Genomic DNA, 13,149 nt, shown 5'->3' on the forward strand with positions numbered 1-13,149 from the left:
CTGCGGTTAACGGGGCAGGGTGGTCGCGCCCATCAGATGCTGATCGATGGCGGCGGCGCACTGGCGGCCTTCGCGGATCGCCCAGACAACGAGGGACTGTCCGCGGCGCATGTCGCCGGACGAGAACACCTTCGCGACCGAGGTCTGATAGTTGTTGGTCGAGGCGCGCACGTTGCCGCGCGGGTCGAGTTCGACGCCGAGTTTCTTCAGCAGGCCCTCGTGCACCGGATGCACAAAGCCCATCGCCAGCAGCACCAGTTCGGCCTTCAGCTCGAACTCGCTGCCCGGCACCGGCTGGAACTTGTCGTCGACATGGACACAGTGAAGCTTGGCGACCTTGCCGTCGTGACCGGAGAACTTCTGCGTCAGCACGGCGTATTCGCGGATCGCGCCTTCGGCCTGGCTCGATGACGTGCGCATCTTGAGTGGCCAGTTCGGCCAGGTCAGCGCCTTGTTCTCGTGCTCGGGCGGGGCCGGCATGATTTCAAGCTGCGTCACGGATTTCGCACCCTGGCGGATCGACGTGCCGATGCAGTCGGAGCCGGTGTCGCCGCCGCCGATCACCACCACGTCCTTACCGCCGGCGAGAATGTTGCGGACGTCGCCGAGCGGCTCGTTGCTGACGCGGCGGTTCTGCTGCGGAAGGAAATCCATCGCGAAGTGAATGCCGTCGAGATCGCGCCCGGGAATCGGCAGATCGCGCGACGCTTCTGCGCCGCCGGTCAGCGCTACCGCGTCGTAGATCTTCAGCAGATCCTTCGGCTCGACGGCGCCGGCGTAGTCGCCGCCGACCGGCGTGTTGTAGTGGAAGGTCACGCCTTCGGCTTCCATCTGCGCTACGCGGCGGTCGATGATGCCTTTTTCCATCTTGAAGTCGGGAATGCCGTAACGAAGCAGTCCACCGGCCTTGGCGAACTTCTCGAACACATGAACGTCATGGCCGGCGCGCGCGAGTTGCTGCGCGCAAGCGAGGCCCGCGGGGCCGGAGCCGACCACGGCGACTTTCTTGCCGGTCTTCGTTGCTGCGACTTCCGGCTTGAGCCAGCCGTTGTCCCATGCACGGTCGACGATGGCGCATTCGATGGTCTTGATGGTGACGGGGTTGTCGTCGATGTTCAGCGTGCAGGAGGCTTCGCACGGCGCCGGACAAATGCGGCCGGTGAACTCGGGGAAGTTGTTGGTCGAGTGCAGGTTGCGCGAGGCTTCTTCCCAGTTGCCGTTGTAGACGAGGTCGTTGAAGTCCGGGATCTGGTTGTTGACCGGGCAGCCGGGCGTGCCGGGCTGAACCGAGCCGGTGCCGTGGCAATAGGGAATGCCGCAATTCATGCAGCGCGCGGCCTGGTCGCGCGTGTCTTTCTCCGACAGCGGAATGACGAATTCCTTGAAATCCTTCACGCGTTCGGCGACCGGCGCATACTTGCGGTCGTGACGCTCGATCTCGAGAAAACCTGTAGCCTTACCCATGGTGACCCTGACGCCCCTTAAAAGTTTCGTTGTCATTGCGAGGAGCGTAGCGACGAAGCAATCCAGCTTTTTGCTTCAAGAGTGGATTGCTTCGCTGCGCTCGCAATGACGTGAAATTCGTTCCTTACGCGCCGATCGCGATTTTCGGTTCTTCCGGCTCGCGCGATTTCAGTTCTTTCAGCGCGCGGCGATATTCGACCGGCATCACCTTGCGGAACATCGGCAGATACTTCTTCCAGTTCGCAAGGATGTGCTGCGCCCGGGCCGAGCCGGTGAGCTTGGCGTGGCGCGAGATCAGGACGTGCAGCCGTTCGACGTCTTCGCCGAGCAGGTTCGAGAACACATCGACGCGGCCATGGGCTTCGAGATCGCCCATCTGACCGAACGCGGTCTCGTTGATCATTTCCTCGGACAGAACCGGCTCGAGCTCGACCATCGCCATGTTGCAGCGTTTCTCGAACGTGCCGTCCTCGTCGATCACGTAAGCGACGCCGCCGGACATGCCGGCCGCGAAGTTGCGTCCGGTGCGGCCGAGCACCACGACGATGCCGCCGGTCATGTATTCGCAGCAGTGATCGCCTGCGCCCTCGACCACGGCGACCGCGCCGGAGTTGCGGACCGCGAAGCGTTCGCCGGCGACGCCCTGGAAGTAGCACTCGCCTTCAATCGCGCCATACATCACGGTGTTGCCGACAATGATGGATTCTTCAGGCACGATCCCTGAGTTCTTCGGAGGCCGCACGACGATGCGTCCGCCGGATAGGCCCTTGCCGACATAGTCGTTGGCTTCGCCTTCGAGATCGAAGGTGACGCCGCGCGCCAGCCACGCGCCGAACGCCTGTCCCGCCGTGCCCTTGAGGCTGACATGGATGGTGTCGAGCGGCAGGCCGGTATGGCCGTAGGTCTTGGCCACGACGCCCGAGAGCATCGCGCCTGCGCTGCGGTCGGTGTTGTGAATCTCCGCCTCGATCTTCACCGGCGCGCCGCGGTCGATCGCCGCCTGCGCTTCCTTGATGAGCGTGCGGTCGAGCACGTTCTCCAGGTGATGGTCCTGCGCTTCCGAGTGATAGATCTTCTGGCCGGGCAGGGCCTTCTGCTTGAAGAACAGCTTCGAGAAGTCGAGGCCCTTGGCTTTCCAGTGCGCCACCAGCGTCGACTGGTCGAGCATCTGGCTCTGGCCGACCATCTCCTGGAAGGTGCGGTAGCCGAGCGAGGCCATGATCTCGCGCACTTCCTCGGCGACGAAGAAGAAGAAGTTGATGACGTGCTCAGGCTGGCCGGTGAAGCGCTTGCGCAGCACCGGGTCCTGCGTGGCGACACCCACCGGGCAGGTGTTGAGGTGGCACTTGCGCATCATGATGCAGCCGGCCGCGATCAGCGGCGCAGTGGCGAAACCCATTTCATCCGCGCCCAGGAGGGCGCCGATCACGACGTCGCGTCCGGTGCGGAAGCCGCCGTCGACCTGCACCACGATGCGGCTGCGCAGTCGCTCGCGAACGAGAGTCTGGTGGGTTTCGGCGATGCCGAGTTCCCACGGCGAGCCGGCGTGCTTGATCGAGGTGAGAGGCGACGCGCCCGTGCCGCCCTCGAAGCCGGAAATGGTGACGTGATCCGCGCGCGCTTTCGCAACACCGGCAGCGACAGTGCCGACGCCGATTTCGGAGACGAGCTTGACCGAGACCGCACCGTCCGGATTGACGTTCTTCAGGTCGTAGATGAGTTGCGCGAGATCCTCGATGGAATAAATATCGTGATGCGGCGGCGGTGAAATCAGGCCAACGCCCGGCGTGGAATGCCGCACGCGGGCGATGGTCGCGTCGACCTTGTGGCCGGGCAACTGGCCGCCTTCGCCGGGCTTCGCGCCCTGCGCCATCTTGATCTGCATCATATCGGAGTTGACGAGGTATTCCGTCGTCACGCCGAAACGTCCCGACGCCACCTGCTTGATGGCCGAGCGCATCGAATCGCCGTTCGGCATCGGCTTGAAGCGATCCGCTTCCTCGCCGCCTTCGCCGGTGTTGGACTTGCCGCCGATGCGGTTCATCGCGATCGCCAGCGTGGTGTGGGCTTCGCGCGAGATCGAACCGAACGACATTGCGCCGGTGGCAAACCGCTTGACGATGTCCTTGGCCGGCTCGACTTCATCGAGCGGCACCGGCTTGCGCTTGTCTTCCTCGGCGGACTTGATGCGGAACAGACCGCGCAGGGTCAGCAGCTTCTCGGATTGCTCGTTGAGCACCTTGGCGAAGGCGCGATAACGATCCTGCGAGTTGCCGCGCACCGCGTGCTGGAGCAGCGACACGGTTTCGGCGTTCCATGCATGGTCTTCGCCGCGAGAGCGGAAAGCGTATTCGCCGCCGACATCGAGCGCGGTCTTGTAAACCTGCGAATCCCCGAACGCGTCGGTATGACGGCGCACGGTCTCTTCGGCGATTTCGACCAGGCCGACGCCCTCGATGCGGGTGTGCGTGCCGGCGAAATACTTCGCGACGAAATCGGCCTTGAGGCCGACGGCATCGAAGATCTGCGCGCCGCAATAGGATTGATAGGTCGAGATGCCCATCTTCGACATGACCTTGAGCAGGCCCTTGCCGATCGACTTGATGTAGCGCTTGACGATTTCCTTGTCGTCGAGCTTGGCCGGCAACTGGTCCTTCATCGCGACGATGGTCTCGAACGCGAGATAGGGATTGATCGCCTCCGCGCCGTAGCCTGCGAGACAGGCGAAGTGATGAACTTCACGCGGTTCGCCCGATTCGACCACAAGGCCGACCGACGTGCGCAGTCCGGTGCGGATCAGGTGATGATGTACGGCCGCAGTCGCGAGCAGCGACGGAATCGGAATCCGGTCGCTTCCGGCGGCGCGGTCCGACAGGATGATGATGTTGACGCCTTCGCGCACGGCGGCTTCCGCGCGCCCGCAAAGTTCGTCCAGCACCTGATCCATGCCCGAGGCCCCGAGGCCGGCGTGGAATGTGGTGTCGAGTGCGCGCGACTTGAAATGGTTATCGGCGACTTCCGAGATCGAACGGATCTTTTCCAGATCCGCGTCGGTCAGGATCGGCTGGCGCACTTCGAGGCGCTTGGTCTTGGACAGGCCTTCGAGGTCGAACAGGTTCGGGCGCGGGCCGATGATCGAGACGAGGCTCATCACCAGTTCTTCGCGGATCGGATCGATCGGCGGATTGGTCACCTGCGCGAAGTTCTGCTTGAAGTAGGTGAACAGCGACTTCGGCTTGCTCGACAGCGCCGACAGCGGCGTGTCGGTGCCCATGGACCCTGCGGCTTCCTCGCCGGTGGTGGCCATCGGCGCCATCAGGATGCCGAGGTCTTCCTGCGAATAACCGAACGTCTGCTGGCGATCCAGCAAAGTGAGGTTGGAGCGCGCGCCCTTTGCCGGCACCTCGGTCATGTCTTCGAGAACGATCTGGGTGTGGTCGAGCCACTCGCGGTAAGGGTGGCTCTTGGCCAGTTCCGCCTTGATTTCGTCGTCGGGAATGAGCCGGCCTTCCTCGAGGTCGACCAGCAGCATCTTGCCGGGCTGAAGCCGCCACTTGGTGATGATCTGGTCTTCGGGAATCGTTAGCACGCCCATTTCGGACGCCATCACGATGCGGTCGTCCTTGGTAACGAGATAGCGTGCGGGACGAAGTCCGTTGCGGTCGAGCGTGGCGCCGATCTGGCGTCCGTCGGTGAAGGCGATCGCGGCGGGACCGTCCCACGGCTCCATCAGCGCGGCGTGATACTCGTAGAACGCACGGCGCTCTTCGTTCATCAGCGGGTTGCCGGCCCACGCCTCGGGAACGAGCATCATCATCGCGTGCGACAGCGAGTAGCCGCCCTGCACCAGGAATTCGAGCGCGTTGTCGAAGCAGGCGGTGTCCGACTGTCCTTCATACGAAATCGGCCACAGCTTCTCGATATCGTCGCCGTACAGTTTCGAACTCACCGACGCCTGACGCGCGGCCATCCAGTTGACGTTGCCGCGCAGCGTGTTGATTTCGCCGTTGTGCGCGACCATGCGGTAGGGATGCGCCAGCGACCACGCCGGGAAGGTGTTGGTCGAGAAGCGTTGATGCACCAGCGCCAGCGCGGATTCGAAATCCGGCTCGTGCAGGTCGGGATAGTACTTGCCGAGCTGATCGGCGAGGAACATGCCCTTGTAGACAACCGTTCGGCACGAGATCGACACGGGATAATAACCGGCCAGCGCGCGCTCGCGGCGCTGATAGATCGCGTTCGAGATCGCCTTGCGCAGGACGTAGAGCCGGCGCTCGAAATCGTCCTGATCGGCGCAGTCGCCGCAGCCGATGAACACCTGCATGCAGTGCGGTTCGGTCGGCTTGACGGTTTCACCGAGCGAGGAATTGTCGACAGGCACATCGCGCCAGCCGAGCAGCAGCAGCCCTTCCGACTTGATCTTGTCCTTGACGATGCTCTTGATGACTTCGCGCCACGGCTTTTCGCGCGGCATGAACAGCGCGCCGACGGCGTATTCGCCGGGGGCGGGCAGGGTGAAGCCTGCTTCCTTCGCCTTGCGTGCGAAGAAGGTGTGCGGGATTTGCACGAGGATGCCAGCGCCGTCGCCTGCGCGGGGATCGGCGCCGACCGCGCCGCGATGTTCGAGATTGCACAGAATGCTGATCGCGTCGGACACGATCTGGTGCGATTTCTTGCCCTTGATGTTGGCGATGAAACCGACGCCGCACGAGTCTTTTTCGAGAGCCGGGTCGTATAATCCTTCAGCAGCTGGACGCCAGTTATGCTCGCGGATGGGCGAGCAGGGCTCCCCTGCCGGAGCACCATCTTTGATTCCGTCACGCCAGATCTCTGACCCGCTCATTCTCATCCTTACGCCTCCTTAGAGGCACTCTAGGTTAGCCTGTTTTGGCCGCAGCTTCGACGCTTGCGGCACCCTTCGGAAATTTCCGGTTCAGGAAATTCTTGGGGCCACCGCTCGCTTTCACGAGCCCGCTTTAGAAGTTGCAACTCGCGCGGGCCGTTTCCGGCGTCCGAGCGGCCTGCCTGATAGTACCAGCGCTGCAAACGCTATGCCGAGATTGACCCGGAAATTGGGACAGGGTTCCTGTCCTAACCGCCAGACTGCCAAACTTTTTCCTATCACACAAGCGCGTGAGAGTCCCCGCTGGGATGCGTGGGCCATGCGCCGGGGCCGCCATGCAGAAGCTGCGCTCCGCCGCAGGATTGAGGCAGTGCCGCCCTCGTCCGGTCCTAGCTCTGCCGAATTCGGAAACGACCTTTCGACCCGGATTTGAGGCGGCCGAAGAGCAGCCGTCCGGAATGACAGGGGAACCATCGATGACGCTGTTTTCGAGAAAGCAATTGGTCCGGCATGCCGTCGCGGCGGGCGCAATTCTGGCCGCCGGCGCGGTCACGGCGTCCCCGCTGCGGGCTGCCGACGATCTGCCCGTGGTGGATATCCAGATTGACGACATCGAGATGCCTTCGCCGCCGCTGGATTATCGGGATCAGCCGCCGCGTCATGGCGAAAGGCCCTATGAACGGCCGTATCCGGAGCGGCCGTATCGGCCGGGTCCCTATGGGTCGGGTTCGTATGTGGCGATACCGTCGGCGCGCCTGGAACGCCCGCTCGACGCCCGCCCGATGCTGCCGCCCACGCAGGTCATGACCATCCTGCGCTCCACCGGCTATTCGCCGCTTGGCCGGATCACGCAGCGTGGCTGGATCTACACCGTGGCCGCGCTCGATCCGAGGGGCGATGACGGACGCCTGATCATCGACGCCCGCACGGGCCGCATCATGCGCTTCATTCCGGCGCTCGACGCCGATGCCCAACTGAACGACCGGTTCACGACGGTATACGGCCCGCCGGGCCCTCCGCTGATCGCCGATGCCCGCCGGTATGTCCCTCATGACATGCGGCGCGGCGCGCTGCTCGACCTGCAACATGCGCCGCGCCCGCTGGTGGCGGTGCCGAAGGCGGCGCAGCGGCCCACGCCGAAGGCGGCAAGCCGGACACCTGCATCTGAACCCGCCCAGCAGAAGGCCGCAGCTCCTGCGCAGCCTCCGGCCGTGACCATTGTGGAAAAGAAACCCGCGGCGGCGACGGTGGGGGCGGCGACGGCCTCCGCACAGGAGCCGCCCACCCTGAAATTATGGCCGACACAGGCGATGCCCGACGTGCAGCCGCTGGAGTGAGCACACAAAAAAACGCCCCGGGGCACCGGGGCGTTTTCGCAAAGCTTAGAGATCAGATTGGAGAGGTTGCCTGATAATGCTCAGGCCGCCGCTTTGTTCCCGACTTCCGGAAGCGCAGGCGCCGACGTGGTAATCGGAATCTGGCGGGGCTTCTTGGCCTCGGGGATTTCGCGGACCAGATCGACGTGGAGCAGGCCGTTCTCAAGCGAGGCGTTCTTCACCTGCACGAAGTCGGCAAGCTGGAACTGGCGCTCGAAAGCTCGCGACGCGATGCCGCGATAAAGCACGTCGGCGGTCTGGCCGTTTTCGTTGGCGGCTTTCTCGCCCTTGATCGTCAGGGTGTTTTCCTTGGCGACGATCGAGATTTCATTCTGGGAGAAGCCGGAGACGGCGACCGAAATCCGGAAATTGTTCTCGCCGGTGCGTTCGATGTTGTAGGGCGGATAGCCCGGCGAGCTTTCGCTTGCGCTCTGATCGAGCAGCGAGAACAGGCGGTCGAAGCCGACGGTGGAACGATAGAAGGGGGTGAGATCGAAAGTACGCATGGTGTCCTCCAAAGTTGAGCGACCAGCGCGTTTTTCAGGCGAGACAGGCACATTGACCACGCCTGTTCAGGCGATGGCCGAAGACCGTCTCACATGCACAACGCGCCACTCTTTTGCAAAGAGCAGACAACCCGCCATTGGGCCAGGTTTTCGTTCTGCGTGCAGCCTTAACTGGCCTGCACGAAACTGATATGGGAGGGGCCTTCCGGGGTTCAAGAGGGTTTCCCGATCCTCTTTTTGTCCTCAGTATCCCCCTCGATTTCATGATTCCTTTTCCGATCGGCAGCCCATGACGCTCGTCTCCATTCCCGCCAACCCCGTCCCCGACAATGTCGTTAGCGGAACGATCAAGACGCCGGACGGAGCGGAATTGCGCTTTGCGCGGTGGCAGCCGCCGGCCAACCGTAAAGGCACGGTCTGCGTCTTCACCGGACGCGGCGAAAGCATCGAGAAATATTTCGAGACGGTGCGCGAACTGCGCGAGCGCGGCTTCGCGGTGGCGATGATCGATTGGCGCGGGCAGGGCCACTCGTCGCGGCAGTTGCGCGATCTGCGCAAGGGCTATGTGCGCAACTTCTCCGATTTCGAGGTCGATGTTGAGACCTTCGTGCAGCAGGTGGTGCTGCCGGATTGTCCGCCGCCCTATTACGCGCTGGCGCATTCGATGGGCGGCGCGGTGCTGCTGCGGGTGGCCCATGCCGGCAAGCGCTGGTTCGACCGCATCGTGCTGTCCGCGCCGATGATCGACCTGCCCGGCTACGCCACCAAGCTGCCGACCCGTGTGCTGATGCGCACACTGCGGCTACTCGGGATGGGCGGCAGCTACGTGCCCGGCGGCAGCAGTGCGCTGACCGGCACCACCAGCTTCGTCAACAATCCGCTGACGTCCGATCCGGTGCGCTACGCGCGCAATGCCGCGATCTACGAGGAAGACCCGACGCTGGGCATCGCATCGCCGACGGTGGCGTGGGCGGATACCGCCTTCAAGGCGATGATCGGCTTCCGTGCGGCGAACTATCCGTCGCAGATTCGCCTGCCGATCCTGATGATGGCCGCGAGCAATGACACCATCGTCTCGACGCCGGCGATCGAGGAGTTCGCCTATCACCTGCGCGCGGGATCGCATCTGGTGATCGCGGGCTCAAGGCACGAGATCTTGCAGGAGCAGGATCGCTATCGCGGACAGTTCTGGGCGGCGTTCGATGCCTTCGTGCCAGGCACGCCGCTGTTCAAGTGATTACTTGCCTAGGGGCTTCGCCTCGGCCTGCGCGGCGCGGCCGACGCTGACACTCAAGAGACCCTGGCCCCAAATCCGCTTGGCGACGCGTTTGGCGTCGTCGAGCGTCACCGCGTCGACAATGGCGTTGCGCTTTTCGATGTAGTCGATGCCGAGATTGTCGTTCTGGTATTGCAACAGGGCGGTGGCGAATTTCGGCGACGTGTCGAGCGCCAGCATTTGCGAGCCCTTCAGGTACGACTTGGCCTCATCCAGTTCCTGCTGCGTCGGACCTTCATTGCCCATGCGCGCGATCTCGGCGGCGATGGTCTCGAGCGTCTCGGTGGCCTTGTCGGCGCGGGTGGCGGTGGCGCCGGCGAACACCGATGCCTTCTTCATCCAGATCAGGGATTCCGACACCGAATAGACCAGGCCGCGCTTTTCGCGCACTTCCTTGTAAAGCCGTGTCGACAGCGTGCCACCGCCGAGAATGTGATTGACGATATAGGCGGCCATGAAGTCGGGATCGTTGCGCGGAATGCCGGCCCCGCCAAAGTTCACCGACGTCTGCGGCACGTCCAGGATCGTGAAGGATTGTTTGGGCGCCTTGGCGGCTACAACCTCCGGCACCGGTGTCAGGTTCGCTTTCGCCGGCAGCGAGCCGAATGCGGTATCGAGCAGCTTGCCGAGCGCGTCGGCGTCGATGTCGCCGACGACGGCGACTTTCAGCGTGTCTTTCGCCAGCACGCGGCCGGCATAGTCTTTCAGATCGGCCGCCTGGATGGTGGGAAGGCTTTCCAGCGTGCCGTTCGGCGGCCGCGCATAGGGATGCGTGCCGAAAGCCTGCTCCCAGAACTTCCGGCCGGCGATCGACACCGGATTGGTGGTCTCGCGGCGCGCATTCGACAGCATCTGCGCGCGAACGCGCTCCAGCGGCTCGGAATCGAAACGTGCGGAGGTCAGTGCGAGTTTCAGAAGATCGATGGCTTCGTCGCGGGTTTCCTTCAGCATCCGCATCGAGCCGCGCAGGTTGTCGCGGGTCACCGTGAAGTTCATCTCGATGGCGCGCCGCTCAAGCCGTTCATGAAACGCCTTGGTATCGAGATCCGCAGCACCCTCGTCGAGCATGTTGGCGGTGAAGCTGCCGACGCCCGGCTTGTCGGCGGGGTCCTGCGACGAGCCGCCGGCGAAGGAAAATTCCAGCGCGACCAGCGGCACGGTGGCGTCCTGGACGAACCAGGCTTCGATGCCGCCGGGCGAGACCACGCGCTTGACCTTCGCTGCTGCCGACGCCGGCAGAGCCATCGTGAAGGTCGCGGCGACAGTGATGAGGCACGCCGCCGCAAGGCGCGCGCGCAGGTTACGAATGTGCATCACGAGCGCTTCTCCTCGCGTTTGGCGGTTGTCGCGCTGGTGTCCTTGATGAGATAGCCGGTGACCGAACGCTTTTTCTCGAGCCATGTGCGCGCGGCGTCGCGCACCTGTTCGGCGGTGACCGCGCGGATGCGGTCCGGCCATGCGCGGACGTCGTCGACGCTGAGGCCCACGGTGATGGCGGCGCCGTACCAGCGCGCCAGCGTGGTCTGGCTGTCCTGCGCGTAAACCGATTCCGCGATCATCTGCGTCTTGATGCGTTCGAGGTCTTCGGCCGGAACGGTGTCGGTCGCGAGCTTGGCGATGACCTCATCGATGGCCTTCTCGACCTGCGGAAATTCGACGCCGGGCTTCGGCGACGCCGAGATACCGAACTGGGTCGGATCGACGCCCGTGCCCTGGTACCAGGCGCCCGCGCTGACCGCGAGCGGCTTGTCCACCACCAGCGCCCGGTAGAGATACGAGTTGCTGCCCGAGCCCATCAGCTGCGCCAGCACTTCGAGCGCCGAACCTTCGGCCTGGGCCGCGGTGACGGACGACGGTACGAGATAATAGCGGCGCACGCTCGGTTGTTCGACGCGCGGATCGGCCAGCGTCACGGTGCGCGGTCCGGCCGGCTGAGGCTCCTGCGGCCTGATCCGTTGCGCGGGAATCGCGGGCTGCGGCGGGATCTTGCCGTAGGCTTCTTCCACCATCGGGCGGACTTCGTCGGCGCTGACGTCGCCGGCGATGATCAGGGTCGCGTTGTTCGGCGCATAAAAGCGCTTGTAGAAGGCGAGCGCGTCCTCGCGGTTGAGCTTCTCGATCTCCTGCCGCCAGCCGATGGTCGGCCGTCCGTAGGGATGATTGAGATACAGCGCCGCCATGATCTGCTCGGTGAGCCGCGCGTCGGGGCTGTTGCCGACACGCATGTTGTATTCTTCCAGCACCACGTCGCGCTCGGGCAGCACGTTCTCGTCCTTGAGAACGAGGCCGGTCATGCGGTCGGCCTCGAAGGCCATCATGGTGGCAAGCTGGTCGCGGGGGACGCGCTGGTAATACGCCGTGTAGTCGGTCGAGGTGAAGGCGTTCTCGTTGCCGCCGATGCGCGCGATGAGCTGGGAGAATTCGCCCGCCGGATGCTTCTCGGTGCCCTTGAACATCAGGTGCTCGAGGAAATGCGCGAGGCCCGATTTCCCTGGCGTCTCGTCGGCGGCGCCGACCTTGTACCAGATCATCTGCGTCACAACGGGTGTACGGCGATCGGGGATGACCACCACGTGAAGGCCGTTGCCGAGGGTGAAGGTGGCCGGCCGCTGCGATGTGGTCTGTTGCGGTGCTGCCTGCTGTGCCATGGCCATTTGAGCGGCCGGGGGAGCGAGCAGAATGCCGAGCGCTGCGAAGGCGCCGGCGGCGAATTGGCGGGAAATTGTCATGTCGTGCTACCGGACCGTGGAATGATCGCCCGGGAGAGGTTCAAATCCGCAAGAGGCGACATTGCTGGACCTGAGACGACCGCGCCGGGGCCCGATCGTCATCATGATTCATGGACGAACGGCGGGACGGACCAACCGGCAGGTTTACTGGAATACCCAGCGCTTTTCGCACTTGCCGCTCGCCGCGTCGCAGTTCTCTTTCGGCACAAGCTTCTGGTTGCCGACACCATAGGCGTAAGTCGTCGATGGTGTCTGGTAGCCGCTCGGAGGCTGCGTGAGTTCTGTACGTTCCGGCTCGGTGGTGAACGTGTCGGCTTCGGACTTCGAGGAGAACGGGTTCGAGAACAGCCCGCCGGTAAATCCAAGTTCTGAAGGCATCAGAATGGGCGGCTGATTCGAATTGTTGCCGCCGGGCTTCACGTCGCTCGTGGTGCTGCCGCGCGGAGCGCGCTGGTTAAGCTCGCTCGGCATCAGCGGTCGCAAGCTTTCCTCGTAGGTCTTCGGCTTCTGCTTGGCTGCTTCGCGCGCTGCCTTGCGTTCGGCCTCATCCGGATCCTTCGGCCAGTTCGGCGCGAGCTTGGCCTTGCTGCCGGACTGCGGGGGAGGAAGCGCGATCTTGGAAGGCACCACGAGCGGCGAGCGCTCGCGGTAGTTGATGTTGCCGTCTTCGAGACGGCGGCCGCCGAGGCCGCTCATCAGGTTGTCGATGATCTTGCGTTCAAAGGTGCGGTCGTCTTCCTCTTCGTCCGCGTCCTGCGCGTGAAGAGGACCTGAGAACAGGACAAGCCCCAGACCCAGCGCGACCGCAGCCATCCGCAACGCGCGCGTCGCGAGGCGCGATGAAAGGTGCAAACCTGAACCGATGCCGGTCTCACGCATTGCGTTCATCCTGATCCGTTGTCCGAAGGCGCGGCCACGGGGCCGTCAGCCAGATTGCATGTTATCAAGCATATCC

Annotated in this window: 8 protein-coding genes; 2 read left to right on the top strand and 6 right to left on the bottom strand. The window is 63.8% G+C overall.

Annotation, left to right across the window (positions count from 1 at the left end):
• Window positions 1–6: 6 nt before the first annotated feature.
• Both AC1RKJ_RS16605 and gltB read right to left on the bottom strand, forming a co-directional pair.
• A complete protein-coding gene (locus AC1RKJ_RS16605; protein ID WP_492792016.1) occupies window positions 7–1,464 on the bottom strand; it encodes a glutamate synthase subunit beta in 1,458 nt (485 codons plus the stop codon).
• Window positions 1,465–1,588: 124 nt separating this feature from the next.
• Window positions 1,589–6,307 (bottom strand): glutamate synthase large subunit, encoded by a 4,719-nt coding sequence (gltB, locus tag AC1RKJ_RS16610; protein WP_492792017.1) that lies wholly within the window; start codon window positions 6,305–6,307, stop codon window positions 1,589–1,591.
• A gap of 476 nt (window positions 6,308–6,783) precedes the next feature.
• Between gltB and AC1RKJ_RS16615 the strand changes: the two genes are divergently transcribed.
• Window positions 6,784–7,644, top strand: a complete 861-nt coding sequence (locus AC1RKJ_RS16615; protein ID WP_492792018.1) for a hypothetical protein — start codon at window positions 6,784–6,786, stop codon at window positions 7,642–7,644.
• 80 nt (window positions 7,645–7,724) lie between these two features.
• Here AC1RKJ_RS16615 and AC1RKJ_RS16620 read toward each other — a convergent pair whose 3' ends face one another.
• Entirely contained in the window at window positions 7,725–8,189 is a 465-nt protein-coding gene (locus tag AC1RKJ_RS16620) for an Hsp20 family protein (protein ID WP_492792019.1), read from the bottom strand.
• 289 nt (window positions 8,190–8,478) lie between these two features.
• Here AC1RKJ_RS16620 and AC1RKJ_RS16625 point away from each other — a divergent pair, with 289 nt between their 5' ends.
• Window positions 8,479–9,426: an alpha/beta fold hydrolase gene (locus AC1RKJ_RS16625; protein WP_492792020.1), complete on the top strand. Its 948-nt coding sequence runs from the start codon at window positions 8,479–8,481 to the stop codon at window positions 9,424–9,426.
• Here AC1RKJ_RS16625 and AC1RKJ_RS16630 read toward each other — a convergent pair whose 3' ends face one another.
• From AC1RKJ_RS16630 to AC1RKJ_RS16640, 3 genes are all read right to left on the bottom strand, one after another.
• Entirely contained in the window at window positions 9,427–10,779 is a 1,353-nt protein-coding gene (locus AC1RKJ_RS16630) for a M16 family metallopeptidase (RefSeq protein WP_492792776.1), read from the bottom strand.
• Window positions 10,779–12,119 (bottom strand): M16 family metallopeptidase, encoded by a 1,341-nt coding sequence (locus AC1RKJ_RS16635; protein WP_492792777.1) that lies wholly within the window; start codon window positions 12,117–12,119, stop codon window positions 10,779–10,781. The genes AC1RKJ_RS16630 and AC1RKJ_RS16635 overlap by 1 nt, the downstream gene beginning before the upstream one ends.
• A 219-nt stretch (window positions 12,120–12,338) precedes the next feature.
• Window positions 12,339–13,082 (bottom strand): hypothetical protein, encoded by a 744-nt coding sequence (locus AC1RKJ_RS16640; protein ID WP_492792021.1) that lies wholly within the window; start codon window positions 13,080–13,082, stop codon window positions 12,339–12,341.
• Window positions 13,083–13,149 lie beyond the last annotated feature (67 nt).

The sequence above is a fragment of the Afipia sp. GW822-FHT04G07 genome, from assembly GCF_058800765.1.

Coding starts and splice junctions, on each gene's coding strand:
- AC1RKJ_RS16605 (WP_492792016.1), bottom strand. CDS start 1,464: ATGGGTAAGGCTACAGGTTTTCTCGAGATCGAGCGTCACGACCGCAAG.
- gltB (WP_492792017.1), bottom strand. CDS start 6,307: ATGAGCGGGTCAGAGATCTGGCGTGACGGAATCAAAGATGGTGCTCCG.
- AC1RKJ_RS16615 (WP_492792018.1), top strand. CDS start 6,784: ATGACGCTGTTTTCGAGAAAGCAATTGGTCCGGCATGCCGTCGCGGCG.
- AC1RKJ_RS16620 (WP_492792019.1), bottom strand. CDS start 8,189: ATGCGTACTTTCGATCTCACCCCCTTCTATCGTTCCACCGTCGGCTTC.
- AC1RKJ_RS16625 (WP_492792020.1), top strand. CDS start 8,479: ATGACGCTCGTCTCCATTCCCGCCAACCCCGTCCCCGACAATGTCGTT.
- AC1RKJ_RS16630 (WP_492792776.1), bottom strand. CDS start 10,779: ATGCACATTCGTAACCTGCGCGCGCGCCTTGCGGCGGCGTGCCTCATC.
- AC1RKJ_RS16635 (WP_492792777.1), bottom strand. CDS start 12,119: ATGGCCATGGCACAGCAGGCAGCACCGCAACAGACCACATCGCAGCGG.
- AC1RKJ_RS16640 (WP_492792021.1), bottom strand. CDS start 13,082: ATGAACGCAATGCGTGAGACCGGCATCGGTTCAGGTTTGCACCTTTCA.